This is a genomic window from Kribbella sp. NPDC055071, assembly GCF_053608045.1.
In genome coordinates this window covers 58,523-83,446 of record NZ_JBSGUS010000026.1, presented here as the reverse complement: position 1 = coordinate 83,446, position 24,924 = coordinate 58,523, and the positions used below count along the sequence as shown (strand labels likewise).

Genomic DNA, 24,924 nt, shown 5'->3' with positions numbered 1-24,924 from the left:
CCTGCCCTCTTGACAACCAACCACTCCATATCAGCTGCGTCCTTCCCTGGTCGGGGCGGTGTGGGTCAAGGGTCGAAGATCGCGCAGCGACGCCGAAGGCGCCCTTGACGCACACCGCGCCGACCAGCACGATCACGCAGCCCGGAACCGCGACACCACAATCCCTGCAAGGCCCGGCCGCAGCGCAGTCGTTCTACGCACACCACCTGAGCGGCCGATCCACGACCCGCGCACCCGCCGAAGGCGGCAACAAGTCAGCCGTCGCAAGGCGACCCGTGCCCGGGCGGCGGAGCGGCTCCAGGACACGTCGAGCTAGAAGAGGGCGCCGCCGCGTTCGTGGTCTAGGAGGGCTTGTTTGCGTTCGAGGCCGCCGCCGTAGCCGGTGAGGCTGCCGTTCGAGCCGACGACGCGGTGGCACGGGACGATGATGCTGATCGGGTTCTTGCCGTTGGCGAGACCGACAGCCCGGGAGGCGCCCGGGACGAGACCGAGGGTGTGGGCGAGCTCGCCGTACGTCGTGAGCTCGCCGTACGGGATGTCCTGGAGCGCCTTCCAGACCTGCTCCTGGAACGGCGTGCCGGCGAGATACAGCGGTACGTCGAACGTCGTCCGGCCGTGCTCGAAGTACTCGGTCAGCTGCTCGGCGACGGCCGGCAGCACCGAGTCGTCGCGATCCCCGAACGCCGAGAGCTCCGGCCGATGTCGGTGCTTGTCCATGTACAACCCAGCTAACTCACCGGAGCCGGTCGAGACCAGCGTGAGCGGTCCGATCGGACTGTCGATCACGCCGTACGTCATCTGGTCGTTTCCCAGCGTGGCCGGTCGATCCGGTAGAGGACGTGCCGCTGCAACCGGTGGCCGGCCGGCACCCGGACGTGGTCGAAGTCCCCGGCCTCGTCGTGGATCATGCCGATCCGCTGCATCACCCGCTGCGACGGCTCGTTCGTCGTCGCGGTGAACGAGACGATCTCGTCCAGCCCGGCCGGGCCGAAGCCGTGCGCCAGCGACGCCCGCGCGGCTTCGCTGGCATAGCCGTTGCCCCAGGCCCCTTTCGACAGTCGCCAGCCGATCTCGACCGCGGGCATGAAGTGCGCCTCGAAGCTCGGCACCGACAGCCCGGTGAACCCGATGAACTCGCCGGTCTCCTTCACCTCGAGCGCCCACAGCCCCCATCCGCGCTCGTCGATCGCCGCGATGTTCCGATCGATGAGCGCGTCGCTCACCTCGCGGCTCTGCAGGCCCATGAAGTGCTCCATCACGGCCGGGTCCGCGTTCAGCGCGGCGAACGGCTCGCGGTCGGAGTCCCGCCACTGGCGCAGCAACAAACGGTCGGTGGTCAGCTCGGTCACGCTCACTCCACAGGGATCTTGTTGATGGCATGGTCCCCCGTCGCCCAGAGGTACTGGACCGCGTACGCACGCCAAGGCCGCCACGCACGCGCGTGGTCGGTCAAGGGTTGAGGGGCTTGCGGCAAGCCTAGGTCACGCGCGGCGTATCGGACACCCAGATCACTGGCCACAAAGGCATCCGGGTCACCGAGTGCGCGCATCGCGATCGACTCGACCGTCCACGGCCCGATCCCCGGCAAGGCGGTCAACTGCTCGCGCGCCTTGTCCCAGTCCGCTCCGGCGCCCAGGTCGATCTCCCCCGCGGCAAGCGTGCCGATCAAGGTCGTGAGCGTCATACGACGTGACTGCGGAAACGCCAGCGCCTCTGGATCCAGCCCGGCCAACGCCTGCATCGTCGGGAACAGATGCGTCAGCCCACCGGCGGCATCGTCGATCGGCTCGCCATGCGCCAGCACCAACCGATGCGCATGGGTCCGAGCCGCCGCCGTCGACACCTGCTGACCGATCACAGCCCGTACGGCGAACTCCTCGCCGTCGACCGTATGCGGGACCCGACGGCCCGGCGCCTTCACGATCAGCGGCGCGAGCACCGGGTCCGTGCCGAGCAGCTCATCCACGGCGACCGGATCGGCATCGAGGTCGAGCATCCGCCGGCAGCGGCTGATCGCGTTCGCGAGGTCGCGCTGATCGGTGAGCGAGAGCTGGCAGGCGATGTGGTCGGGCATCGGTTTCAACCCGACCACACCATGGCCGTGCGGCAACCGCAGCGTGCGTCGGTAGTGACCGTCGCGCCACTCCTCCACCCCGGGCACGCCGGTCGCGATCAGATGACCGAACAGGTTGTCGGGGGTCAGCGGTGCCCGGAACGGCAGCCGGAGGGCGAGGGTGCCCGGCGCGGAGGTCGTCGTACCTCGCTTGGCTCTGCGGCGCAGCTCGGTCGGCGGGAGGGCGAACACCTCCTGCACGGTCTCGTTGAAGGTCCGCACACTGGAGAAACCCGCGGCGAACGCGACGTCGGCCATCTGCAGGTCGCTGGTCTCGATCAGCAGCCGCGCGGTCTGTGCCCGCTGCGCCCGAGCCAGCGCGAGCGGTCCGGCTCCGAGCTCGGCCAGCAGTTGGCGTTGCACCTGCCGAACGCTGTAGCCGAGATGACCGGCCAGTCCTGGTACGCCGTCGCGGTCGACCACCCCGTCCGCGATCAGACGCATCGCGCGCGCGACGAGGTCGGCGCGATCGTTCCACTCCGGTGAGCCCGGGCTCGCGTCCGGACGGCAGCGTTTGCAGGCCCGGAACCCGGCCTGCTGCGCGGCCGCCGCGCTCGGGTAGAACCGCATGTTCTGAACCTTCGGCGGCACCACCGGGCAACTCGGCCGGCAGTAGATCTTCGTGGTCAGGACAGCGGTGAAGAACCACCCGTCGAAGCGCGCGTCCTTCGACTGGACGGCGCGGATACATCGCTCCCGGCATTCGTACACGTGCTCCAGCATCCCCGCCGCCACCGACAGTCTCTAGCGGGTTTGCGACGTCGAGGTATCGCGGGAATGCGACGCCAGGTCCTCGGGTCGGATTCCCGCCAGAACGGGCGGCCGCGCTCGACTGGACTGGAACACATGAACGAACTCCTTGGCAAGAAGGCCCTGGTCACTGGTGGCAGCCGCGGCATCGGCGCGGCGACGGCTCTCGCACTAGCGGAACGCGGTGCGGATGTCGCGCTGACCTACAACACGTCCGCGGAGGCGGCGAGGAAGATAGTGACGGAGATCGAGGCGCTCGGGCGGCGGGCGTTCGCGCTCGAGGTCGACGCCGCGGACGCGATGGCGATCGGGAACGGCATACGGCAGGCCGCGGACGAGCTCGGCGGGCTCGACATCCTGGTCAACAACGCGGGCGTCGGCGCCATCGCTCCGATCACCACTCTCACCTTGGACGACCTCGATCGGGTCCTCGCGGTCAACGTGCGCGGGGTGTACGCGGCCACGCAGGCCGCCGCCCCGCTCGTGGCGGACGGCGGGCGGCTGATCCACCTCGGCAGCTGCGCCGCCGGTCGGGTCACGAGCCCCGGGATGACGCTGTACGCGATGAGCAAGGCCGCGCTGGTCGGGCTCAGCAAGGGACTGGCCCGCGAGTTCGGTCCGCGTGGGATCACCTCGAACGTCGTCCAGCCCGGCCCGATCGACACCGACCTGAACCCGGCGGACGGCCCCTACGCCGAGGCCCAGATCGCGGACCTCGCCCTCGACCGCTTCGGCGCCCCGGCCGAGGTCGCCGCCGCAATCGCCTACCTGGCCGGTCCGCACGGCGCCTACATCACCGGCACCGAACTCACCATCGACGGCGGCCATACCGCCTAAGTTGTCGGTACCTGCGACTACCGTCCCCACCATGAAGTTCTCGGTGACGGTCGGCGCGGTCGGACAAGGACGCGACCCGCGCGGGCTGGCCGAGCTCGCGCGGGTGGTCGAGGACTCCGGGTGGGACGCGTTGTTTCTCGAGGACTACCTCGTATACCAGGGTGATGCGAGCCTGCCGACCTACGATCCGTGGATCTGCCTGGCGGCGATGGCGGTGGCGACGTCGCGCATCACGATCGGTACGACGGTCACGCCGCTTCCGCGCCGACGGCCGTGGAAGGTCGCGGCCGAGGCGGTGGCGCTGGATCACCTGTCCGACGGGCGGTTCGTCCTCGGGGTGGGGATCGGTGATCCCGGGGATCCGTTCATGCCGGCCGAGCCGCCGAAGGTTCTCGCGGAGATGCTGGACGAGGGTCTCGAGCTGATCGACCGATTGTGGTCGGGGCAGCCGGTGAGTTTCGCGGGCAGGCATTACCAGTTGGATGGCGTGCAGTTGACTGCGCAACCGCTACGGAAGATCCCGATCTGGATCGGTGGCGATCTGCTGGTCCCCGCCGTACGACGTCGGATCCTTCGGTGGGACGGGTCGTGCGCCTACAAGGGCCGGACCGACGCACCACAGCAGATCATGCCGGACGACGTCCGGCGGTTGCTCGCGGAGCGGGACAAGTCCGCCGGCTTCGACGTGAAGGTGAGCGGCGGAGACCCGGCCGCGTTCGCCGCGGCGGGCGCGACCTGGTGGGGTCGATGGCTTCCGCCCCTCGACGCCGAGGAGACGCTGGCGATCGTCCGGTCAGGGCCGCCGACACTCTGAGCGACATCCAACTGACCCGTTGACACGATCGAGGTCGCACGAGAGACTGCGGATGTTTTTAACGTTCAAAACCCCGCAGGAGGTCGGCGTGGCCACTCTGAAACAGGTCGCCGCCCACGCCGAGGTGTCGGTGCAGACGGTGTCGAACGCACTCAACGCCCCGCACCGGCTCCGGCCGGACACGCTCGAACGCGTGAACCGCTCGATCGAACTGCTCAACTACCGGCCCAATCGTAATGCCCGCAGCTTACGCACCAGCGCGGTCGAGCTGATCGGGTACTGCGTACCCAGCTGGCCGAACCAGACCCATCTGGTGATGGACCAGTTCCTGCACGCACTCTGCGCGGCCGCCGAACGCAGCGGCCGCCACATCCTGCTCTTCACCGCGCCGCCCGGCGTCGACGGCATGCCTGTGTACGACGATCTGCACGCGCGCCGCCTGGTCGACGGGTTCGTCCTCTCGCAGACCGAGACCCACGATCCGCGGCACGGCTGGCTCAAGCAGGAGGAGATCCCGTTCGTCTCGTTCGGGCGGGTCTGGGGAGAGACCACGCAGCCCGGCCCGTGGGTCGACGTCGACGGCGCGGCCGGTTCGGCGCTCGCCGTTCGTCATCTGCACGGGGCCGGGCGGCGGCGGATCGCCTTCCTCGGCTGGCCGAAGTCGTCGGGTCTGGCCGAGGACCGCGTCGCCGGTTGGCGTGGGCAGTGCAAGGAGCTCGGGCTACCCACCAGCGGTCTGGTGATGCGATGCCGCGAAGACAGCATGGACGAAGGCGCCCGGGCGACCGCCGAGCTTCTCGATTCCGGCCAGGCCCCCGACGGAATCGTTGCCCTGAGCGACATTCTGGCCCTCGGCGCGCTCCGCGAGCTGACCCAGCGCGGACTCGTTCCCGGCCGCGACCTCGGGGTCACCGGCTTCGACGACTCGCCACTGGCCGAGGTCGTCTCCCCCGGCCTGACCAGCGTCCGGCAACCGATGGACGACATCGCCGCCGAACTGCTGGCGATCCTGACCGGGTCGTCCGGCCCGACCAACCTCACGACCGAACGCCTGCTGCAACCCGAACTGGTGATCAGGGGCAGCTCAGCCCCAAGTGCCTCGTCGAGGACCGTTGGTGCCTCCAGCGGTGGTCCAGTCGTTCGCTGACAAGGCGGAGGAGGAGAGCAATGCGGAGCATTGCGCGACGACGACAACGCCGTCAGCGGGCGTCTGGGGCGCCGCTGGAGGTGCCGAACGGTTCTTGACGAGGCACTTACTGATGTGTGGCGCGCCAACCCGCGCCGCGAGAAGGAGGAACCGCCATATGACTCCCCATCCGCAAGGACCACGCCGCAGACCGGTACGCCGGACTGCCGGCATCGCCCTGCTCGCCGCGGCAACTGTTCTGGCCGGTACCGCTTCGGCACTCGCCGGGCCATCCGGCGCCGGTTCCGCCACGAACACCATCGTGACTGGTTCACCGTCCGAGCTGTCTACGACCACGCGCCTGGCCGACCGGCGATCGCTGGTCGTCGGTGATCGCGCCTACGCGATGGGCGACGAGAGCGGCCTGTATCCGGCCACCGGCTGGCACATCCGCGGTGAGATGGGTGGCTTCTGGAGCCAGCCGATCAAGCTGCTGGACGGCCTGTGGTTCGGCCTCGACGGCAACTGGCTGGGCAAGGACGTGGCCGCCGCCAAGTACACGAGCGGTCACGGGTACAGCCGGATCGACTACTCCGGTTCGGTCAACGTTCGCCGTACCGACTTCGTCCCCGACGGCATTCGCGCGACCCTGGTCGGCCTCACGCTCAGTTCGAGTACGGCGAAGTCGGTCAAGCTGGCCGTGGACGCGCACTCCGAGCTGATGCAGTCGTACCCGTGGGGCTGGACAACGCCCGGCACGACCGACGCCAACCTGCCGGACACCGGTGCCTACACAGATGGCTCACTGCGGTTCCGCGAGCAGGGCACACCGTCGTACCCGAATGCGACCGCGCACGACTACGCCGCGTTCGTCGGATCGTCCCTGCGTCCGACGGATCACGCACTCGGCCCGAACCATCGTGGACCGCAGGACCCGGCGGTGATCTGCCCGGCCGACGGTACGACGCCTGCCCGTTGTGACGACTCGCTCGTCGGCAAGGGCACCGGCGGCCAGCTCACGTACGACGTCCGGCTGACACCGGGCAAGGAGAAGACGATCTGGTTCGCCGTCGCCGGTTCGGACCAAGGTGTGTCCGCGGCAGAACGCGAGTACGGCAAGGCCTTGAGCAACCCGGAGAAGTTGCTCAGGGCAAAGAGCACTGCGCGGCAACAGCTCGACAGCCAGTCCGCGGTGGACCTTCCTGGTGATCGTCTCCTGCAGCAGAGCGTCGAGTGGAGCAAGCAGAACCTGGCCGACTCCGTCCAGGAGTCGCACAACCTGAAGATCCGGGACGTCAACGAAGGCAAGGACTACCCGGCACCCGTCGGGACGCTCGACACCGCACGCTGGTTCGGTGCCGGCTTCCCGGACTACCCCTGGCTGTTCGCCACCGACGGTGAGTACACCGCGTACGGCGCGGTCGCAGCCGGCCAGTTCGACACGGTGAAGCAGCATCTGCGCGCACTGCGCGACGTCAGCGACATCCTGAACAAGCGCAGCGGCAAGGTCGCGCACGAAATCACGCCGACCGGTGACGTGTACTACGGCTCCAACCAGAGCGCCGGCAATACCGACGAGACGGTGAAGTTCCCGAGCACCGTGGCGCTGCTGTGGCGCTGGACCGGCGACAACCGGTTCCGCGACGAGATGTACGACTTCAGCGTCCGCAACCTGCAGTACGTCTACCGCGAGCTGGACAAGGACAACGACGGTTGGCCGGAGGGTCTCGCGAACGTCGAGCGTGCGGGCATGGGCGTGGAGAAACTCGACAGCACCGTCTACCTCGACCGGGGACTGCGCGATCTCGCCGACCTGGCCGCCTCCAAGCACGACACCAAGATCCAGCAGTGGGCGACCGCCCGCGCGAACGATCTCGAGTCCCGCTTCGAGGCACAGTGGTGGGTCCCGCAGGCGATGGGGTACGCCGATTCCGTCGACGACCCGGCGAATCCCGCGAACGACAACACCCCGATCTTCCAGCGGCACTGGATCGGAGTCACGCCGATGGAGGCGGTCCTGGTCCGGCCAGGTCAACCCAACGCACCGCTCGCGTCGAAGCAGCACGCGACGACCGCACTCGATCAACGCGAAACCGCTTGCTACACGGGCGAATTCGGGCTGTTCCACACCGGCACCGGTCCGACCAGCGACCCGGGCGGCAACCATGGGGCATCCTGTGACCCGGTGGTGTCGCAGGTACAGAGCGAGCGCAGCATCTTCAGCCTGAACACCTCGATCATGGCGGTTGCCGAAGGCAACTTCGGTCGGCTGGGCCCGAAGCAGCAGCAGACCTACACCACCGGAAACGCGCGGATCCAGCTCGACCCGAACGTCTGGGAGACGCCGGGTGCGATGCCGGAGATCGCGCCGTCGCCGGACTCGGCGGCGAACATCGGCCGGCCGTTCTACGACCGTTCGATGACGCTTCAGGCCTGGGGCACGTACGGAATCCTGTGGCCGGTGATCCATCAGCAGCTCGGTGTCGATCCGGATCTCGGCCATGGCCGGCTCACCGTCGTACCGCAGTTGCCGGAGGGTCAGCAGAAGGTGGCCGGCAGCAACATCCAGGTCGGCCGTGGGTCCGTCGATGTGTCAGCACGCCTTACTGGTAAGGAGTTGCGGACCGACGTGAAGCTGAAGGGTGTCGGGGCAACGGTCACGGTCGGGGCCGTCCTACCGACCGGTGCCACGGTGAAGAGTGTCACGATCGACGGCCGGGCAGCGGCGTACAAGCTGGTGACGACGACGCGTGGAGTCGAGGTGCAGGTGCCGGCCCACGGCACCTCGTCGGCGGTGAAGATCACGCTGACCTGACAAAGCTCCGGGGTCGTGGCCGACCAGGCGCGAGTGCCACGACCCCGGTTCGCCGGCCGGAGCACACCGTTGTGTGCACCGGCCGGCCTTTGTTTGCCTGGGACCTTGCCGGTTGCGCGGAGTTATCGATACCTCTAGGTGTCGTTACGGCGAACTGAGGCGGGGCCCCTCCGAGTATGAGTCGGAGGGGCCCCGCTAGCTGAAGGAAGGTGACGTCTCCAGCCTCCCGAACGGGTCCGTAGGCGCCGGCAGACCCCGTCACCGGTCTACCTCGGTGGGGATCCCCACCGCATGGGTCCTCGGTTTCCGTTCGACCCGCCACTCGCTTTCGGAAGCAGCGTGTCGACATTTCTACCGCCGCGAGGCCTGCTCGCACAAGCCTTTCCTGTAAAGAGTTGTGGCCAGTTGGGGACTCCCTGCGTGTCGTCCACAGTGACCGCGCAACCATCCACAGGAACGACCCGACTTATACACACCCCCTGTGCATAAGTCAGCCCTTGGCCGGCTTCAACGCCATCCGTCGCAGGACCAGATACCCGGCGTACAGACCGAGCGCGCTGGCCACCAGGACGGACGGTACGGCGACGGCCAGTGGCGGACGGTGATAGTTCAATCGGTTCAGTACATCGGCGAGCCATTGCGCGACGAGCAGGAACTCCGCGGACGCAGCCGGGATCAGCGATAGCGGGAGGAGGAGCAGACCGGTCCAGAAACCGAAGCGGTAGAAGGTGATGCCGAGCAACCACCCCGACACCTCGTGCGACAGGATCAGCAGGAAGAACTCGGTGAAGATCAGTCCCGACTGCGTCGGCTTGCTGAACAGGTGCGTGTTCGCGAACGTCTGCTCCCAGCCCTGCCAGTCGTAGATCGCGCGCTCGAGCAGGTAGCCCAGCGCCCAGAGCAGGGCGGTCGCGGCCGCGGCTCCGGTGAGATAGATGCTCGCGGCAACGGACATCATCCGCCGGGTGACGCCTTGGGCGACCATGAGAGTCAGGTACGCCGGAGTGATGGTGATGCCGATCGCCATCGAGAAGTACTTCGGCGACTGGGTGCTGTAGTCCCAGATGCTGTTGTGGACCGATCCGTGGGTGACGATGTTGAAGCCCGTGCCGAGCACCATGAAGCCGACCAGCACCACCAGCCAGTAGCCGACCAGCATCGGCCGCAGTCCGGTCAGCATCGCGAGCAGGACCAGCTTGAGCCGACGCGCCGGCGTCGATCCCCGCGGCAACGCGACCGGGGCTACCGACTGCGATGGTTCGGTCCTGCTGTCCAGGTCGGTGCTCATGAGCGAGCTCCCGTCGTCGGGGCGGTCAGGTGGACGAAGAGATCCTGGAGACCCACCGGGCCGATCTCCAGCCCGGCGGCCGTGGCCGCCGCGATCAGCGCGGGATCGAGATCGCCGAGGACCGTGGCGGACTTGGTGCCGCCGAGGCGCTCCTCGGCGAGGACGGTGAATCCCGCGGTGAACTTGTCCACCACCGCGGCCGGCCCGACCAGCGAGGCGCCACGGCCTCGCAGCGCGTCGACCGGCGACTGGGTGACGAGTCGTCCGTTGTCGAGGATGACGACCTCCTCCAGCAGCGCGCTGACCTCACTGACGAGGTGCGTGGAGAGCACGATCGTGCGCGGCACCTCGGCGTAGTCGGCGAGCAGCGCGTCGTAGAAGAGGTTGCGGGACGGGACGTCCATGCCCAGATAGCTCTCGTCGAAGATCGTCAGCGGCGCGCGGCTGGCGAGGCCGAGCACGACCCCGAGCGCGGACTTCTTACCGCGGGACAGCTTCTGGATCTTCTTGTCCTGTGGGACTTCGAAGCGATCCAGCAACTCACCGGCCAGGTCGTCGTCCCAGTACGGGCGCAGGCTCGCTGCGAGCCGGACCGCGGTCTTGACCGGGGCGGCGGCCACCGCATCGCCGGACTCGCGGATCAGGCAGACCCGACTCGTCACGACCGCGTTCTCGTACGGCTGCTGCGCCGTACCGAGATCACCACCCTCGATCAACACCCGGCCCTCGTCCGGCTGCCTGAAGCCGGCCAGTGTGGCGGCCAGCGTGCTCTTGCCTGATCCGTTCCGGCCGAGGAGACCGTGGATCTTGCCGGGCGCCAACCGCAGGTCGAGCCGGTCGATCGCCGGCTCTCCGGCGAACCGGACCGACAACTCCTCGGTCCGCACAGTCAACGCGTAGTCGTGGGTGGCGGTCATCATGCGCCTCCGTGGGCGGGATCACCAGACACGGCCTGGGTCCGGATGTGCTGGACGATGTCTTTGAGGGGGATGCCGATCGCCTTGGCCTCGCGGATCATCGGATCGATCACGTCGGCGAAGAACGAGTCGCGGCGGCCTTTGCGGAGCACCTCGCGGGCGTTCGGGCTGACGAACATCCCGATCCCGCGCTTCTTGTACAGCACGCCTTCGTCGACCAACTGCGCGAATCCCTTGGCCGCAGTGGCCGGGTTGATCCGGTAGAAGGCGGCGTACTGGTTGGTCGACATCACCTGCTCGTCCTCGGCGAGGGCGCCGCTGACGATGTCGGTCTTGATCTGCTCCGCGATCTGCAGATAGATCGGGCTCCGATCGTCGAACACCTCAGCCCCCTCCCGGGTTCATGGGTTAGTTACTTGAGTAAGGAACCATAGCACCACCCGATGGCACCAGGTCAATGACAGTTGTATGACCGCTCCGCGCGCCCGTTGGCTCGGACCCGCAGCCTCGTTACGGTGCACGGCATGACGGTCGAACAGGATCTGCAAGTGGCCCGCCAGTACGCCGAACTGGCCGCGGTCACCGCATCGAAGTTGAAGCCCGGCACCTACGAGGCAGTCGCGGCGCTGGCGCTCACGTCCATCGCCCACAGCCTCGAGGTGCTCGCTGCCCAGGCGTCTCCGCAGGACTAACCGCTGTACTGGGCTTGCTGGAGAGACTTCTTCAGGGCCGGTACGACGGGACCGACACGGATCGCGAGTTGGGCCAGGCGGTCCTTGTGGCGGCCGCGCTGCTCGCGGGTGACGACAGTGCGTAGGTCCGCGGTTGACGCGAGTACGACGATGGCCGCGTCGCGAAGGTCCACGCGGGTCACCAGCCGGGACGGGCGGAGGGTGTCGGTTGCAGTCCGCAGGATCTGCCGACGGACCAGTGGGTAGCGCAAGGTGATGCGATCGGCGGGGATCAGGCCGAGGACTCGATGCGATTCGACCCTGATCAGGCGAGCGCGGACGAGGTCGTCGCGGACCGCACGGACGATTCGACGCTGACGGCGGTCGATCCAGTACCGCCACTTCCGGGGGCCGACGCCGCGGAGCTCCTCGAGGACACCGGCGAGCACCTGGTCGGTGGGAGGCGTGCTCGTCGTCAGCCTGGCCCGACCGTTGTCATCGGCAAGCTTCCCGGTCAGCTGGAGGTCGGTCAGGGCCGCGGCCCGGAGTAGTTTCCCGAGCTTCGACCGATTGGTCAGCCGTCCCCGCTCCGGATCGTAGGCGAGCAGGAAGAGCCTTGCGGTCAAGGCATCCGGGGCCGTTACGTTGCCGAGGGCAACTGACTTGCGAGCGCGCACGGGGCGTCGCGCCGAACCGGCGGTGGCCGGCCTCCGGAGCGGGGTAACCACGGTCCTACTCATCGTCTTCCTCCTTGGCCGGACGGCCCTGACGGCGCTGCTTACCGACTCCTGACGGCAGGCGGCCGGCGTCGGCCAGCGCCCGCCGCAGCAGGAACTCGATCTGGGCGTTGGTGCTGCGCAGGTCGTCGGCTGCCCACCGGGCCAGCGCATCGTGCACCACGGGATCCAGCCGGAGCAGGATCTTCTTGCGTTCGACGGCCACGACAGCCGCTCACTGGTACAGCGAGCCGGCGTTGACCACGGGCTGAGCGTCCCGGTCGCCACACAGCACGACCAGCAGGTTGCTGACCATGGTCGCCTTGCGCTCCTCGTCGAGCTCGACCACGTCGTGCTCGGACAGCCGGTTCAGCGCGAGCTCGACCATGCCGACCGCACCCTCGACGATCCGCTGCCGGGCGGCCACCACGGCACCGGCCTGCTGACGCCGCAGCATCGCCTGGGCGATCTCGGGCGCGTAGGCCAGATGCGTGATCCGGGACTCGATCACCCGGACTCCGGCCGCATGCACCCGGGCACCGATCTCCGTCGACAGTGTCTCGGTGATCTCGTCGGTGCTGTCGCGCAGGGACATGCCGCCCTCATCGGAGTGGACGTCGTACGGATAGCTGTTGGCGATGTGCCGGACCGCGGTCTCGGTCTGGATCGCGACGAACTCGACGAAGTCGTCCACCTCGAACATCGCCTGCGCGGTGTCCTCGACCTGCCAGACCACGACCGCGGCGATCTCGATCGGGTTGCCGTCGGAATCGTTGACCTTGGCAACAGCCGTCTCGTGGTTGCGGATCCGGGTCGACACCTCCTTGCGGGTCGAGATCGGATTCACCCAGCGCAGACCGTCGGAGCGGATGGTCCCGGCGTACCGCCCGAGGATCTGCAGCACCCGCGCCCGCCCCGGCGCCACCGGCGTCAGCCCGGCGGCCACGATCGACCCCGCGACGAACAGGGCGACCCCCAGGACGACCATCCCGTTGGCATCGTGCGCGACGCCGACGGAGAACTGCACCACCCCGGCGATCAGCACGATCAGCACGATCAGCGCGACCGGCCAGCCGTTGATCTGCCACGCCACCCGCTCGGTCACCTTCGGTGCCGGCATCTCCACCACACCATCCCGCTCAGCCATCAGCTGCTCCTCTCGAATAGCTCGAAGGTAGCAAAGTGATATCAGTTTTACAAGTGGCCGTGCAGCTGGACAGGAGGTGTCGCCCGATCCTGCCGAAATCCCGGCCGCTTCAGGCGGGGAGCGGTCGGCAGTGGACGTATAGGTCCTGTCGAGCTGCACGGACGGTTACGGCAGGCGGGCGGCGAGGGAGTCCAGGTGGGATTGCCAGGTGGTGGCTCGGGAGTTGGGGAGGGGATCGATCGCGGAGTCGGCCCATGCGTGGATGGGGCGGATGCCGTGCAGGGCGTTCACGAGCCAGGCCTCGGTGGTGGACTGGAGCTCGGCCGGGGTGATGGGGCGTTCGGTGACCGGAACGCCTTGGGCGGTGGCGATCCGGCGGAGGAGTTGGGCGGTGACGGACCGGAGGAGCGGACGGTCCGAGGGCGGGAAGCAGAGCGTGTCGTCCTCCCACCAGGCCAGGGCGGAGTACGCCGCCTCGAGCACAGTGCCGTCCTGGTCGAGCAGGAGGAGCTCGTCGGCGCGGTGCGGCGCGGATTCCTTCAGCTTGCCGAGCAGTTCCAGATCGGGACCCTTGACCCGCGGAGCCGTCCGCGGATCCGGTCCGGCATGGACCACGACCCGGACGCGCCCACCGGTCGTCGGCGCCGGACGCCGCTGCACCGCCAGCTCACCCGACATCCGCAGCTCGAACCGCGGGAACCACCGCCCGAACCCAGGCAGCCGCTCCACCTGCTCGGCCCAGAACTCCGCCGCCGGAACCCCTACTGCGGCACACGATCCAACGAACCGTTCCCGGTGCAGCTCGATCCCCCGAACCTTGCCATTGGCAACCAGAAACGAATCCGCCACCTGCAACTCACTCATGCCCCCACCCTTCGGCCGCGGCCTCTCCGCCGACGGCTGCCGTTGCCTTCAGCACCATTTCGTCGTACTCCGCGACCGGCTCGGAGTCGAGCACGATCGCACCCCCCGCGCCGATCACGGTCGCGTCCGGTGTCAGGACCGCCGTCCGGATCACCACGCTCAGATCCGCGCGTCCGTCCACGGTCAGGTAGCCGAGCGCACCCGAGTAGATCCCGCGCGCACTCGACTCCAGCCCGTCGAGGATCTCCATCGTCCGGATCTTCGGCGCACCCGTCATCGACCCCGGCGGGAAACATGCACGCACAGCGTCGACCGCGGTCACCCCGGTGCGCAGCCGGCCGCGGACGGTCGTGACCAACTGATGCACGGTCCGGTAGCTCTCGACCTCCATCAACTGCGGAACGTGGACAGTGCCCGGTTCGCTCACCCGGCCGAGGTCGTTGCGGATCAGGTCGACGATCATCAGGTTCTCGGCCCGGGTCTTCTCGTCCTCGGCCAACGCCTTGGCCGCCAACTGGTCCTGGCCGGGGTCCGGATCCCGCGGCGCGGTCCCCTTGATCGGACGGCACTCGGCCCAGCCGTCCGCGTCCACGGTCAGGAACCGTTCGGGTGACGAGCTCGCCACCGCGAGATCGCCGTACCGGAGGAAGGCGGCGTACGGCGCGGGGTTGGCGGCTCGCTGCCAGCGGAAGAACTCGAACGGGTCGGGGACGGGTGGCAGGCGGACGCGGTTCGTCAGGCAGACCTCGTACGTCTCCCCCGCCTCGAGCGCGGCCTTGCACGCGGCGATGCCGGCCAGATACGTGGCCCGGTCCTGCTCCAGCCGCGCCTCGAGATCCATGCGGGCAATCTCGGGTACGTCGATGCTCCCCATCCACCAACTGGCCGCGGCCGCCTCGGCTCGCCGCAGCCAACCTTCACCCGCGCCTGGCTCGTCGACCGCGACGAAGTAGGTCAGCTCATTGTCGTGATCGATGACGATGAACCGGTTCGCCCAGATCCACAGCGCATCCGGCGTCGGCGACTCGTACGCCGCCACTCCCCCGGTCAATGCCTTCAACTCATAGCCGAAATAGCCGACATAACCCCCGTTGAACAGCCCGTCCAACTCCTGCGGCGCATCCGCAACCCGAGTCGCCAACAACCGCTGCAGCTCCGCGAACACGTCCCCATCGGCAACATCGCGTACGACGACCTCGGCCGCCTGACCCAGCGTCGTACCGAGCACAGAAACCCGACGCGGCGCGCGGTCCGTCAGGCTCCCGTCAAGCCAGAACGCGACAGGCTCACCGGCCAGCAGCTCGCGGTAAACCGTCTCACCGTCGAGCGCCCGGTCGATCGTCCGGATGGACCAGCTCAGCGCACCCACAGCCACACGGTACAGACCGCGAGCGCCGGGTCGGGTCTGGTGGTCTCACGCCGTAGCGAGCAGGTGCTCGGTGCGGTGCATCGGCGTGCTGGAGTGAAGGCCTCGATGTTTTTCCATCGTGGTCTTTGCTCCAGTGCGGCGAGGTGCCGTACCGAGTGCCGCGCAGTAGGAGTGAGACCACCAGACCCGACCTCACGCGAGAGACTGCTCAGGAGCCGGTCAGGGCGAGCTTGGTGCGCATGGCGGTGATGCGGCGGATCGGGATCGCGACCTCGAGGCCGTCCTTGGACTCGGCCCGGTCCGCGAGCCAGCCGGCGGCGGTGTCGCGGCGGAGGTCCGGCGTACCGGGCAGGTAGAGCGCGTTGACCAGCCGGCGAGCGTCGTCGGGCGAGTGGATCGTGTACACGTACCGCTCGCGCTGGCTTTCCATCACGTCGAATCCGGCGTGCCGCAACTGCTCCTTCAGCTCGGTGATCTCGCCACCTGCCGGGAACTGCGGAGTCGACCGCAACCGCGTGGTCAGACCGCTGAGCGTGCGGATGTCACCACGCCGCAGCGGCCGGACGGCCGGCACGATCGCGGCCAGGACCCCACCTCGTCGCAGCACGCGCGCGGCCTCGGCCAGCACCTCGGGCAGCGGCTGCAACACCATCAGGCCCATCGAACACGTGACGACGTCGAAGACCTCGTTCGCGAACGGTAGGTGCAGCGCATCCGCCTGGACCTTCGGCCCGGGCGCACCGGCGAGCTGGGCCGGGTTGTTGTCAACACCGACGACCCACCGCCCGTACAGCTCACGCGCGACCGGACCGTTGCCACAGGCGAGGTCAAGAACCCGTTTGGCCTCTCCGGAGACAGCACGGACGAGCCAGCGGTACGGCGTATGGTCGCCTGCCACGGCTCTGGACAGCAGGGCTTCGGTGCTGCCCGGAGTGGCGGTGTGGAACTCCCGCAGGTACTCCGGCCAGTCGATCGGGTTCTCAGACATTGCGGTCAGAGGCTACCCCGCACACACACGCCGTACAGAATCGAGCGCTCGGCGTTAACACACCTTTGAAGTCAGACCAGGCTCACAAAGATGTGCCCGGCGGTCTCGTCGCTGATCACGCCGCCGGCCTCGCGGCTGCCGACCAGCACACCCTCGGAGTCGAGCATCGAGTCGACCTCGCGGCCCGGCAGTGCGCCGGCCTTGCGCAGCACGGCCATCGCGCCGTCGTCGGTCTGCACCGGCTCGGCGATCCGGCGGACCAGCACCCGCACACTCGTGCCGGTGGCCTGGTCGAGCACCTTGTCCAACGGCTCCACGCCGATCCGGAAGTCCCCGATCTCGCTCACCGCGCTGTCGACCTGCAGCTCCGCCAGGCCCGGGATCGGGTTCCCGTACGGCGATTCGGTCGGGTTGTCGAGGATCTTGAGCAGCCGCAGCTCGACGGCGTCGCTCATGACGTGCTCCCAGCGGCAGGCCTCCGCGTGCACGTCCTCCCACTCCAGACCGATCACGTCGACGAGCAGCCGCTCGGCCAGGCGGTGCTTGCGCATCACCCGGACCGCCTGCTTGCGGCCGACCTCGGTGAGCTCGAGGTGCCGGTCGCCCTCCACCTTGATCAGCCCGTCCCGCTCCATCCGGGCAACGGTCTGGCTGACCGTCGGGCCGGACTGGTGCAACCGCTCGGCGATCCGCGCGCGCAGCGGCAGGATCCCCTCTTCTTCCAGCTCGTAGACGGTCCGCAAGTACATCTCGGTGGTATCGATCAGCTCGCTCACGACAACCATTCTCGCCTATGTAGGCAAGCCTCACCGAATCGCCGCGGGTACTGGTCGAAGATGCGGCCTGTGACAGCAATCATGTGGTTCCGGCGGGACCTGCGACTCGACGACAACCCGGCACTCCTCGACGCGGTAGCGGCCGGTGACGGCCGGGTGGTCGGGGTGTTCGTCCTGGACCCCTTGTTATGGGACCGTTCCGGCGATCCACGCCGTGCGCGCCTGGCCACGTCGCTGCGACGACTGTCCGCGGCCATGGACGGCAATCTCGTCGTACGCCGAGGCACTCCGGCGCAGGTGATTCCGGCTCTGGCCGACGAGGTCGACGCCCGCAGTGTGCACATCGGTGCGGACTACGGGCCGTACGGAAAAGCTCGTGATGAAGAAGTTGAAGCCTCATTGAAGTGTGCGCTGGTGGCCACGGGATCGCCGTACGCGATCGCACCCGGACGCATCCTCAACCAGCAAGGCCGGCCGTACCAGGTGTTCACGCCGTACTTCCGCGCGTGGCTCGAGCACGGCTGGCGCAAACCGGTCGATCCGCCGTCGACCGTCACCTGGGTGCGTGCACACAGCGATGAGCTCCCAGCCGCCGAAGACCTAACGCTGCCAAAGTGGGAGGACTACCTCGACGACGTCGCCCGGTACGACGACGAGCGCGACCGACCCGATCTCGACAGCACCTCACGGATGTCGATCCCGCTCAAGTACGGCGAGATCCATCCGCGGACGATGCTCGCCGACCTGGCCCGCAAACGCAGCGCGGGCGCCGATGCCTACCGGCGTCAGCTCGCCTGGCGGGACTTCTGCGCGGACCTGCTCGCGCGCAACCCGCACGCAGCCTGGAAGCCACTGCGGCCCGAGTTCGAGCAGATGCAGTACGACGAACCCGGCGAACTCTTCGACACCTGGTGCGCAGGCCGGACCGGCTTCCCGTTCGTCGATGCCGGGATGCGGCAACTGGCCGAGACCGGGTTCATGCACAACCGGGTGCGGATGGTGGTTGCGTCGTTCCTGGTCAAGGATCTTCACGTGCACTGGAAGTTCGGTGCCCGCTGGTTCATGCGCTCGCTGTCCGACGGTGACCTCGCCTCGAACTCGCTGAACTGGCAGTGGGTGGCCGGCTGCGGCGCGGACGCGTCGCCGTACTTCCGGATCTTCAATCCGGTCGGCCAGGGCCTGAAGTTCGATCCCGACGGTGAGTACGTCCGTCGCTGGGTCCCCGAGCTGCGGCACCTGACCGGCAAGACCGCACATGAGCCGTGGAAACACGACGGCGCCGACGGCTATCCGGACCAGGTCGTCGACCACGCCGAGGCCCGCCGCGAAGCGCTGCGGAGGTACGACGCGATCCGCTCTTGACGCCACCTTGTCTTCCACCCCTATAGTACTAGGTAACTAGATGAATGGGGTTGGAGATGATCGAGTTCCATCTGGACGGCCGGTCGGGGGTGTCGCCGTACCAGCAGATCGTTCAGCAGGTGCGGAACGCGTTGCGGCTGGGCCTGCTCCGGGAAGGTGACCAGCTGCCGACGGTCAAGGACGTCGTCGCCGCGCTGGCGATCAACCCGAACACCGTGCTCAAGGCCTACCGCGAACTGGAGCACGAAGGCCTTGTCCAGGCCCGCCCGGGCCGCGGCACGTTCGTGACGCGGACCCTCACCGACAACACCCTCGCTGCCCACGGTCCCCTCCGCCAAGACCTCCGCCGCTGGTTGGCCAAGGCCCGTAAAGCAGGCCTCGACGACGAAAGCATCGAGGCCCTGTTCCTCACCACCTTTCGGACCGCCGCTACGGAGGACATAGCGTGAGCGCAATACTGAAGGCCCAGGGGCTGGGCAAGAAATATGGACGGCGCTGGGCGCTGGCCGATTGCGATCTAGAGGTTCCGGACGGGCACGTGGTCGGCCTGGTCGGACCTAATGGGGCTGGTAAGAGCACGCTGCTGAACATGGCGGTGGGGATGCTGACGCCGAGCACCGGGACCATCGAGGTGTTGGGGTCCGCCGCCGGGACACAGCAGGAGAAGGTCGGGTATGTCGCCCAGGACACTCCGACGTACCAGCGGTTGAGCGTTGCCGACCACCTGAAGCTCGGTGCCCGGTTGAACCCCGGATGGGACGCATCCCTTGCCACGCAACGGCTCAAGAACCTCCGGTTCGATCCGAAGCAGCGCGCGGGCAAGCTGTCCGGCGGGCAGCGGGCCCAGCTCGCACTCACCCTCGGCTTGGCCAAGCGACCTGAGCTGCTGATCCTGGACGAGCCTGTCGCCGCGCTCGATCCCCTGGCCCGGCGGGAGTTTCTCCAGGACCTGATGGAGGCGGTCGCCGAGCAGGGGTTGAGCGTCGTGCTGTCGTCGCATCTCGTCTCCGACGTCGAGCGCGCCTGCGACTTCCTGATCGTGCTGGTCGATTCGCACGTCCAGGTGAGCGGCGAGATCGACGCGTTGCTCGCGACGCACTTCCGGCTGACCGGACCGCGACGCGACGCGAAGGACCTGCCGCGGGACCAGCACGTCGTGTCCGCGAGTCATACCGACCGGCAGTCGACGTACCTGATCCGGACCGATCAGCCGATCCTCGACCCGGCCTGGTCGGTCACCCAACTCACGCTCGAAGACCTGGTGCTGGCCTACATGGGCCGCGAGACCCAGCCGGAGCGTCCCGTTCTGGAGGTGCAGCGATGACCTGGCTGACCTGGCGGCAGTTCCGCGTGCAGTTCCTGGTGGTCGCGGCGGTGATCGCCGCGGTCGCCGTCACCCTCGCGGTCACCGGCCCGAGCCTCGCCGACGACTATCAACGGCTCGCCGGCGCGTTCATCTCGAACCTCGGGTTCGAGCGCTTCAACCCGCTGATGTACCAGCTGGGCCAGGTCCTTCTGTACGCCGTTCCGCCCGTGATCGGAGCGTTTTGGGGTGCGCCCCTGATCTCGCGTGAGCTGGAGACCGGGACCCATCGGCTGGTCTGGAGCCAGAGCATCGGCCGTCGCCGCTGGCTCGCGACGAAGATCGCAATCACCGGTGGCGCCGCGATCCTGGTGACCGGGCTGCTGAGCCTCGCCGTCACCTGGTGGTCCAGCCCGATCGACCGCGCGATCAACGCCGGCCAGGACTCGAACGTCTTCCTGCCGCGGATGTTCCCGCCGGTCTTCTCCGCACGCGGTCTGGTCCCGGTCGGGTACGCCGCGTTCGCGTTCGCCCTCGGGGTCGCGATCGGTCTCGTCGTCCGCCGGACTCTCGTCGCTCTCGCGGTCACGCTGGCGGTCGTGATCCTCGTCCAGATCGTCACGCCGTCGCTGATCCGGCCGCACCTGCTGGCACCGACGGAGCAGTACATCGTGGCGACGTCGGAGAATGTCCGCGGCTTCATGCTGTCCGGCCCCGAGAAGGATCCACAGATCAAGCAACTGGAGGTCGCGAGCGGATCCGTCGGCGCCTGGAAGCTGTCGGACCAGACCGTCGACAAGAACGGCACGGTCCAGAACACCCTGCCCTCGTGGACCATCAAGTGCGCTCCGGCCCCGCCGGGTGGGGAGGTCGGGGCGCCGACCTCGGCGGCCGACCGGGATGCATGCTTCCAGCGGCTCGCCGACGAGGGATACAAGCAGCACGTGCGCTACTTCGAGGCGAACACCTTCTGGGCGCTGCAATGGCGCGAGTTCGGGCTGTTCCTGCTGCTGGCGTTGGCCTTGACCGGCTTCAGCTTCTGGCGGATCCGGCGCGACCTGTCCTGATCAGCCTGTTGTGATCAGACAGCTTTGAGTACCTCGAGCAGGCGAGCGACCTCGGCAGCGACCGCGTCCCTCGCCGGCCCGAGGTACTTGCGCGTGTCGACCAGGTCGGGCTGGTCGCTCAGCACCTGGCGAACCCGGGCCGTGAAGACGTTGTTGAGGTGGGTGGCGATGTTGACCTTCGTCATCCCCGCCTCGACGGCATGAGTGAGGTCGGGGTCGGCAACGCCCGAAGAACCGTGCAATACCAGGGGTACGGCGACCGCGGCGTGGAGCTCGGTGATCAGGTCGAAGTCGAGGGTCGCCGTACGCTCGGTCATCGCGTGCGAGGAGCCGACGGCGACGGCGAGTGCATCGACACCGGTGGCCTCAGCGAACGCGACGGCCTCGTCAGGGCGGGTGCGGGCGCCGGGCGCATGAACGCCGTCCTTGCCGCCGACCTCACCGATCTCGGCCTCGACGAAGACACCGTGGTCATGACAGAACGACGTCACCTCGGTGGTGGCTGCGACGTTGTCGGCGTACTCGAGCTTCGACGCGTCGTACATCACCGAGGTGAAGCCGAGCGAGACCGCTTCGGTGACCAGGTCGCGGTCCATCGCGTGGTCGAGATGCACGACGACCGGTACCGATGCGGCGGCCGCGGCGGCGAGGGTCGCGACGCCGATGGGCTTGAGGGCGCCGTGGTACTTCACCGCGTTCTCACTGATCTGCAGGATGACCGGCGCACCGACCTGCTCGGCACCGGCGATCAGCGCGGTCGCGTGTTCCAGCTGGATCACGTTGAACGCACCAACGCCACGACCGGCCTTGGCCGCAGCCAGCACAACCTCGGCCCCGGAAACCAGTGGCATGTGAAGTCCTCCTTAGGGAAATGCTGGGGAGTGGTGCTAGTGAACGGATACCTGAGGTTGCCAGCGGCGGTACGCGGCGAGATCGATGTCTCCGGCAACAGGCGTCAACACCGCCGCGGCGGATGCCGCGACCGCAGACTTGAGTACGACAGGCCAGTCGGGCTCCGGCGATTCCGCCACCGCTGCCGCGACCACTGCCGTGCAGGCGTCGCCCGCACCGGTCGGATTGCCACTCACCGTCTCCACCGGCAACGCCCGCCACACGCCCTTGTTGCTCGCGGCAACCATCCCACGCGATCCATCGGTGATCACCGCCGCGGTCGCACCGAGCTCGACCAGCGCCCGCGCGCCGTCCTCGACGGTCGTGTCGCCGAGCGCGTCCCGCAACTCGGCCGCGTTCGAACGAACCACGGCGCCGGTGCGAGCGGCCGCGGTGAGCGCCTCCCCACCCGCGTCGATCACGGTCAGTACGTCGTGATGCCGAGCCCGGACCGCGATATCGGCGTACGCGTCGGCCGGTAATCCTGGCGGGATGCTCCCCGAGCACGCCAGCACGCCCAACCGACCCCACGGCATCCGGTCGCCGAACGCGCGCCACTCGTCCGCGCTCACGCTCGGCCCGGCCTCGTTGAAGATCGTCGCGTCCCCGTCGACACCGTTGACGATGGCAACAGTACGACGGGTCTCACCGGCGATCGGGGTGAGCAAAGCGGTAAGTCCGGCGTCGAACAGCTCCTCCGCGACCAGTTCACCGGTGACCCCACCGACGAACCCGAGCACGAGGACCTGATGCCCGAGTGTCGCCGCCACCCGCGCGACGTTCACACCCTTGCCACCGGCCCGGCGACGGATCTGGCCGACGCGATGACTGCCGCCGACGACCAGTTCGTCGACGGTGTAGGTCACGTCCAACGCGAGGTTGAGCGTGACGGTACCGATCAGTCCAGCCACGAACCGGCCCGCATCACCCGCTGCAGGACGTACTCGTCGTCCAGCAGCACCAGGTCGGCCCGCTTACCGGTCTCGATCGAGCCCACGTCGTACCAGCCGAATCTCTCGGCCGGCGTGGTCGACGCCATCCGGGACGCGTCCACCAGCGAGGTCCCGGCCTTGACTGCGTTGCGGTAGGCAACGTCCATCGTCAAGGTGCTGCCGGCAATCGAATGCGTGCCGTGGGCAAGCGTTACCAGGCCGTCGTTCACGTCCACCTCGAGGTTGCCGAGTTTGTAGTTGCCATCCGGCATCCCGGCCGCCGCCATCGCGTCCGTGATCAGCGCGATCCGGTCCACCCCGGCGGCCGCGAGCGCGACCCGGACGACCTGGGGATCCAGGTGCATGCCGTCGTTGATGACCTCGAGCAGCAACCGTTGGTCGTTCAGCGCCGCACCGACCGGCCCCGGGTCGCGGTGGTGGAACGGCCGCATGCCGTTGAACAAGTGCGTCGCCACGGTCGCGCCGGCATCGGCGCCGGCGATCATCTGCTCGTACGTCGCATCCGTGTGACCAAGCGCCGCGACGGCACCCGCGTCGACCACCTGCCGAATCGCTTCCAGCCCGTGCTCGAGCTCCGGCGCGATGGTCACCATCTTGACCGAGTCGCTGAGCACCTTCGCCACGTCGTCCGCGACGGGGTCCCGCAGCAACGCCGGGTCGTGCGCACCACACCGCGCCTTGGAGAGGAACGGACCTTCGAGATGAACCCCGGCGATCACACCGTCCGCGATCAGCTCGGACAGGCAAGCGGTCTGCGAGACCAGGTCGTCCAGCGGCGACGACACCAGGCTGGCGAGGGTGGTCGTCGTACCGTGCTTGGCGTGGAAGGCCGCGACCTTGCGCGCTTCCTCCGGGTCAGTGGTCGAGTAGCTCGAACCGCCACCACCATGGGTGTGGATGTCGACGAACCCCGGTACGACGGTCACGTCGCCGAGATCCTGCGGCCGCTGGCCGTCCGCGGGCATCCCCTCCGAGCGGCGGCCGAACGCACGGATGTCCTCGTCGACGACCTGGATCCAGGCGTTCTCGAGGACGTCGTCCGAGGTCACGACCCGGCCCACGCGGTACGTCGTCATGCGTCGCCTTCCTCGCTGAGCAAGCGGGTCTGGTCCGCGGTGACTCGGTCCCAGGCCATCTGCGCGGCGCCGAGCATGCCTGCCTCTTCACCCAGCACCGCGGCCACGAGCTCCGGCTCGCGCTGGAACGTCAGCCGCGCGTGGATCCCCTCGCGCAGTGGCTGCAGCAACTTCTCGCCCGCGCCGATGAGTCCGCCGCCGATCGCGATCCGGGTCGGCGCCACCAACGTCGTGTAGAGGACGAGGGCGTCGATCAGGACCCTGAGCGCGTCCTCCCAGACCTGGGCAGCGTCCGGATCGCCGGCCTCGAGCAGCTCCAGCACCTCGCGTGCGCCGTCAACGGTCCGGCCGGTGCGGGCGCCGTACCGGCGAGCCAGCGCGGCCGCGGAGGCGACCGTCTCGAGGCAGCCCCACTGGCCGCACGCGCACAGCTCGGCCGCCTCGCCGTGGATGAACTTCGAGTGGCCGAGCTCGCCGGCGTACCCGTCACCGCTGACCAGCGAGCCGTCGATGATCATCGCGGCGGCGATGCCGGTGCCGAGCGGCAGGAACATCGAGTTCGTCGTGCCGACCAGGGCGCCCTGGCGAAGCTCGGCGTAGCCGCCGGCCCGGACGTCATGGGCCAGCACGATCGGTACGCCGTTCCCGACCGCGGCAGTGATCTCGGCCAGAACCGGCGTAGCGACCCAGACCAGGTTCTCCGCGCTGACCGTGCCGGTCGCGGCGTCGATGACGCCGGGGACGACGACGCCGATGGCCCGGACCTTGTGACCGTCGGCGGTCGCCTTCTGGCTGAGCTCGACGACCGTCTCCACCAGTGCGTCGAGAACGGCGCGGCCCCCGCCACCGGTCTCCGACAGAGCATTGGGGGTGGGCCTGGTCTCGCGGTGCAGCACGGCACCGTCGGCGGCGACCAGGCCGCACTTCATCCGGGTTCCACCGAGATCGACGGCAACGACGACTTCACAGGGCTCCACGGAGCGCCATTATGCAGCGTTGCCCCGTGGTCTGAACATCCATGAGCAATCTTCGGACACTGTCGACCGGACCACACGGTCGTTTGGTCTGGTCGCCGCTGCGC

The 24,924-nt window shown here is 68.3% G+C and carries 26 protein-coding genes; 9 read left to right on the top strand and 17 right to left on the bottom strand.

The genetic code is table 11. The features are described 5' to 3' along the window. Window positions 1-312: 312 nt before the first annotated feature. Genes ACWF4Z_RS32895 through ACWF4Z_RS32885 form a run of 3 tightly spaced genes read right to left on the bottom strand, consistent with a single transcriptional unit; the run spans window position 313 to window position 2,848 of the window. The gene (locus tag ACWF4Z_RS32895; RefSeq protein ID WP_452247088.1) at window positions 313-798 is read right to left on the bottom strand and encodes a methylated-DNA--[protein]-cysteine S-methyltransferase; all 486 of its coding nucleotides are present in this window, start codon (window positions 796-798) and stop codon (window positions 313-315) included. Beyond that, the gene (locus tag ACWF4Z_RS32890; RefSeq protein WP_452247087.1) at window positions 795-1,349 is read right to left on the bottom strand and encodes a GNAT family N-acetyltransferase; all 555 of its coding nucleotides are present in this window, start codon (window positions 1,347-1,349) and stop codon (window positions 795-797) included. The genes ACWF4Z_RS32895 and ACWF4Z_RS32890 overlap by 4 nt, the downstream gene beginning before the upstream one ends. A gap of 2 nt (window positions 1,350-1,351) precedes the next feature. Beyond that, complete coding sequence (locus ACWF4Z_RS32885) at window positions 1,352-2,848, bottom strand: AlkA N-terminal domain-containing protein (protein ID WP_452247086.1); 1,497 nt, start codon at window positions 2,846-2,848, stop codon at window positions 1,352-1,354. A gap of 111 nt (window positions 2,849-2,959) precedes the next feature. On the opposite strand from ACWF4Z_RS32885, the gene ACWF4Z_RS32880 reads away from it, so the two are divergent. The 4 genes from ACWF4Z_RS32880 (at window position 2,960) to ACWF4Z_RS32865 (ending at window position 8,455) form a co-directional block, all read left to right on the top strand. Then, window positions 2,960-3,700, top strand: coding sequence for an SDR family oxidoreductase (locus tag ACWF4Z_RS32880; protein WP_452247085.1), 741 nt, complete (start codon window positions 2,960-2,962; stop codon window positions 3,698-3,700). 31 nt (window positions 3,701-3,731) lie between these two features. Then, on the top strand, window positions 3,732-4,514 hold the full coding sequence (locus tag ACWF4Z_RS32875; protein WP_452247084.1) for an LLM class flavin-dependent oxidoreductase: 783 nt from the start codon (window positions 3,732-3,734) through the stop codon (window positions 4,512-4,514). Between the two features lie 88 nt (window positions 4,515-4,602). Further along, complete coding sequence (locus ACWF4Z_RS32870) at window positions 4,603-5,661, top strand: LacI family DNA-binding transcriptional regulator (RefSeq protein ID WP_452247083.1); 1,059 nt, start codon at window positions 4,603-4,605, stop codon at window positions 5,659-5,661. 157 nt (window positions 5,662-5,818) lie between these two features. Continuing rightward, entirely contained in the window at window positions 5,819-8,455 is a 2,637-nt protein-coding gene (locus ACWF4Z_RS32865; protein WP_452247082.1) for a glycogen debranching protein, read from the top strand. Between the two features lie 490 nt (window positions 8,456-8,945). Here ACWF4Z_RS32865 and ACWF4Z_RS32860 read toward each other — a convergent pair whose 3' ends face one another. The 3 genes from ACWF4Z_RS32860 to ACWF4Z_RS32850 are packed head-to-tail and all read right to left on the bottom strand — an operon-like array spanning window position 8,946 to window position 11,043. Next, window positions 8,946-9,743 carry a hypothetical protein gene (locus tag ACWF4Z_RS32860; protein WP_452247081.1) on the bottom strand — a complete coding sequence of 266 codons (798 nt, stop codon included), beginning with the start codon at window positions 9,741-9,743 and terminating at the stop codon, window positions 8,946-8,948. Further along, complete coding sequence (locus ACWF4Z_RS32855) at window positions 9,740-10,663, bottom strand: ATP-binding cassette domain-containing protein (RefSeq protein WP_452247080.1); 924 nt, start codon at window positions 10,661-10,663, stop codon at window positions 9,740-9,742. Before ACWF4Z_RS32855 ends, ACWF4Z_RS32860 begins: the two co-directional genes overlap by 4 nt. Further along, window positions 10,660-11,043 (bottom strand): GntR family transcriptional regulator, encoded by a 384-nt coding sequence (locus ACWF4Z_RS32850; RefSeq protein ID WP_452247079.1) that lies wholly within the window; start codon window positions 11,041-11,043, stop codon window positions 10,660-10,662. The genes ACWF4Z_RS32855 and ACWF4Z_RS32850 overlap by 4 nt, the downstream gene beginning before the upstream one ends. Window positions 11,044-11,184: 141 nt before the next feature. On the opposite strand from ACWF4Z_RS32850, the gene ACWF4Z_RS32845 reads away from it, so the two are divergent. After that, window positions 11,185-11,352, top strand: a complete 168-nt coding sequence (locus tag ACWF4Z_RS32845) for a hypothetical protein (RefSeq protein WP_452247078.1) — start codon at window positions 11,185-11,187, stop codon at window positions 11,350-11,352. On the opposite strand, the gene ACWF4Z_RS32840 is transcribed toward ACWF4Z_RS32845, so the two are convergent. From ACWF4Z_RS32840 to ACWF4Z_RS32810, 7 genes are all read right to left on the bottom strand, one after another. Beyond that, window positions 11,349-12,071, bottom strand: a complete 723-nt coding sequence (locus tag ACWF4Z_RS32840; protein WP_452247077.1) for a GOLPH3/VPS74 family protein — start codon at window positions 12,069-12,071, stop codon at window positions 11,349-11,351. The genes ACWF4Z_RS32845 and ACWF4Z_RS32840 overlap by 4 nt on opposite strands. Beyond that, entirely contained in the window at window positions 12,064-12,273 is a 210-nt protein-coding gene (locus tag ACWF4Z_RS32835; RefSeq protein WP_452247076.1) for a hypothetical protein, read from the bottom strand. The genes ACWF4Z_RS32840 and ACWF4Z_RS32835 overlap by 8 nt, the downstream gene beginning before the upstream one ends. Window positions 12,274-12,282: 9 nt before the next feature. Beyond that, window positions 12,283-13,194: an SPFH domain-containing protein gene (locus ACWF4Z_RS32830; protein WP_452247075.1), complete on the bottom strand. Its 912-nt coding sequence runs from the start codon at window positions 13,192-13,194 to the stop codon at window positions 12,283-12,285. 165 nt (window positions 13,195-13,359) lie between these two features. Beyond that, window positions 13,360-14,058 (bottom strand): aminotransferase class IV, encoded by a 699-nt coding sequence (locus tag ACWF4Z_RS32825; protein WP_452247074.1) that lies wholly within the window; start codon window positions 14,056-14,058, stop codon window positions 13,360-13,362. Next, window positions 14,051-15,427, bottom strand: coding sequence for an aminodeoxychorismate synthase component I (pabB, locus tag ACWF4Z_RS32820; protein ID WP_452247073.1), 1,377 nt, complete (start codon window positions 15,425-15,427; stop codon window positions 14,051-14,053). The genes ACWF4Z_RS32825 and pabB overlap by 8 nt, the downstream gene beginning before the upstream one ends. Window positions 15,428-15,635: 208 nt before the next feature. Continuing rightward, complete coding sequence (locus ACWF4Z_RS32815; protein WP_452247072.1) at window positions 15,636-16,415, bottom strand: class I SAM-dependent methyltransferase; 780 nt, start codon at window positions 16,413-16,415, stop codon at window positions 15,636-15,638. Between the two features lie 71 nt (window positions 16,416-16,486). Then, window positions 16,487-17,200, bottom strand: a complete 714-nt coding sequence (locus ACWF4Z_RS32810) for a metal-dependent transcriptional regulator (protein ID WP_452247071.1) — start codon at window positions 17,198-17,200, stop codon at window positions 16,487-16,489. A gap of 51 nt (window positions 17,201-17,251) precedes the next feature. Here ACWF4Z_RS32810 and ACWF4Z_RS32805 point away from each other — a divergent pair, with 51 nt between their 5' ends. From ACWF4Z_RS32805 to ACWF4Z_RS32790, 4 genes are read left to right on the top strand one after another with little or no spacing between them, the layout of a single operon-like run. Further along, window positions 17,252-18,553 carry a cryptochrome/photolyase family protein gene (locus ACWF4Z_RS32805; RefSeq protein WP_452247070.1) on the top strand — a complete coding sequence of 434 codons (1,302 nt, stop codon included), beginning with the start codon at window positions 17,252-17,254 and terminating at the stop codon, window positions 18,551-18,553. Window positions 18,554-18,609: 56 nt separating this feature from the next. Then, a complete protein-coding gene (locus ACWF4Z_RS32800; protein ID WP_452247069.1) occupies window positions 18,610-19,002 on the top strand; it encodes a GntR family transcriptional regulator in 393 nt (130 codons plus the stop codon). Beyond that, a complete protein-coding gene (locus ACWF4Z_RS32795) occupies window positions 18,999-19,877 on the top strand; it encodes an ABC transporter ATP-binding protein (protein WP_452247068.1) in 879 nt (292 codons plus the stop codon). The genes ACWF4Z_RS32800 and ACWF4Z_RS32795 overlap by 4 nt, the downstream gene beginning before the upstream one ends. Further along, on the top strand, window positions 19,874-20,923 hold the full coding sequence (locus ACWF4Z_RS32790) for an ABC transporter permease (protein ID WP_452247067.1): 1,050 nt from the start codon (window positions 19,874-19,876) through the stop codon (window positions 20,921-20,923). The genes ACWF4Z_RS32795 and ACWF4Z_RS32790 overlap by 4 nt, the downstream gene beginning before the upstream one ends. Window positions 20,924-20,937: 14 nt before the next feature. Here ACWF4Z_RS32790 and ACWF4Z_RS32785 read toward each other — a convergent pair whose 3' ends face one another. From ACWF4Z_RS32785 to ACWF4Z_RS32770, 4 genes are read right to left on the bottom strand one after another with little or no spacing between them, the layout of a single operon-like run. Next, on the bottom strand, window positions 20,938-21,774 hold the full coding sequence (locus ACWF4Z_RS32785; RefSeq protein ID WP_452247066.1) for a class II fructose-bisphosphate aldolase: 837 nt from the start codon (window positions 21,772-21,774) through the stop codon (window positions 20,938-20,940). A 36-nt stretch (window positions 21,775-21,810) separates the two neighbouring features. Beyond that, window positions 21,811-22,725, bottom strand: coding sequence for a 1-phosphofructokinase family hexose kinase (locus tag ACWF4Z_RS32780; RefSeq protein ID WP_452247065.1), 915 nt, complete (start codon window positions 22,723-22,725; stop codon window positions 21,811-21,813). Next, window positions 22,713-23,843: an N-acetylglucosamine-6-phosphate deacetylase gene (nagA, locus tag ACWF4Z_RS32775; protein ID WP_452247064.1), complete on the bottom strand. Its 1,131-nt coding sequence runs from the start codon at window positions 23,841-23,843 to the stop codon at window positions 22,713-22,715. The genes ACWF4Z_RS32780 and nagA overlap by 13 nt, the downstream gene beginning before the upstream one ends. Beyond that, window positions 23,840-24,820, bottom strand: coding sequence for an ROK family protein (locus ACWF4Z_RS32770; protein WP_452247063.1), 981 nt, complete (start codon window positions 24,818-24,820; stop codon window positions 23,840-23,842). The genes nagA and ACWF4Z_RS32770 overlap by 4 nt, the downstream gene beginning before the upstream one ends. Window positions 24,821-24,924: the final 104 nt, after the last annotated feature.

What these genes read in the sequence shown, in the direction of transcription:
- ACWF4Z_RS32785 (WP_452247066.1), bottom strand. Translation starts at nt 21,774, where the DNA reads ATGCCACTGGTTTCCGGGGCCGAGGTTGTGCTGGCTGCGGCCAAGGCC.
- ACWF4Z_RS32810 (WP_452247071.1), bottom strand. Translation starts at nt 17,200, where the DNA reads ATGGTTGTCGTGAGCGAGCTGATCGATACCACCGAGATGTACTTGCGG.
- ACWF4Z_RS32855 (WP_452247080.1), bottom strand. Translation starts at nt 10,663, where the DNA reads ATGATGACCGCCACCCACGACTACGCGTTGACTGTGCGGACCGAGGAG.
- ACWF4Z_RS32895 (WP_452247088.1), bottom strand. Translation starts at nt 798, where the DNA reads ATGACGTACGGCGTGATCGACAGTCCGATCGGACCGCTCACGCTGGTC.
- ACWF4Z_RS32825 (WP_452247074.1), bottom strand. Translation starts at nt 14,058, where the DNA reads ATGAGTGAGTTGCAGGTGGCGGATTCGTTTCTGGTTGCCAATGGCAAG.
- nagA (WP_452247064.1), bottom strand. Translation starts at nt 23,843, where the DNA reads ATGACGACGTACCGCGTGGGCCGGGTCGTGACCTCGGACGACGTCCTC.
- ACWF4Z_RS32800 (WP_452247069.1), top strand. Translation starts at nt 18,610, where the DNA reads ATGATCGAGTTCCATCTGGACGGCCGGTCGGGGGTGTCGCCGTACCAG.
- ACWF4Z_RS32830 (WP_452247075.1), bottom strand. Translation starts at nt 13,194, where the DNA reads ATGGCTGAGCGGGATGGTGTGGTGGAGATGCCGGCACCGAAGGTGACC.
- ACWF4Z_RS32880 (WP_452247085.1), top strand. Translation starts at nt 2,960, where the DNA reads ATGAACGAACTCCTTGGCAAGAAGGCCCTGGTCACTGGTGGCAGCCGC.
- ACWF4Z_RS32815 (WP_452247072.1), bottom strand. Translation starts at nt 16,415, where the DNA reads ATGTCTGAGAACCCGATCGACTGGCCGGAGTACCTGCGGGAGTTCCAC.
- ACWF4Z_RS32840 (WP_452247077.1), bottom strand. Translation starts at nt 12,071, where the DNA reads ATGAGTAGGACCGTGGTTACCCCGCTCCGGAGGCCGGCCACCGCCGGT.
- ACWF4Z_RS32875 (WP_452247084.1), top strand. Translation starts at nt 3,732, where the DNA reads ATGAAGTTCTCGGTGACGGTCGGCGCGGTCGGACAAGGACGCGACCCG.
- ACWF4Z_RS32865 (WP_452247082.1), top strand. Translation starts at nt 5,819, where the DNA reads ATGACTCCCCATCCGCAAGGACCACGCCGCAGACCGGTACGCCGGACT.
- ACWF4Z_RS32790 (WP_452247067.1), top strand. Translation starts at nt 19,874, where the DNA reads ATGACCTGGCTGACCTGGCGGCAGTTCCGCGTGCAGTTCCTGGTGGTC.
- ACWF4Z_RS32805 (WP_452247070.1), top strand. Translation starts at nt 17,252, where the DNA reads ATGCGGCCTGTGACAGCAATCATGTGGTTCCGGCGGGACCTGCGACTC.
- ACWF4Z_RS32860 (WP_452247081.1), bottom strand. Translation starts at nt 9,743, where the DNA reads ATGAGCACCGACCTGGACAGCAGGACCGAACCATCGCAGTCGGTAGCC.
- ACWF4Z_RS32845 (WP_452247078.1), top strand. Translation starts at nt 11,185, where the DNA reads ATGACGGTCGAACAGGATCTGCAAGTGGCCCGCCAGTACGCCGAACTG.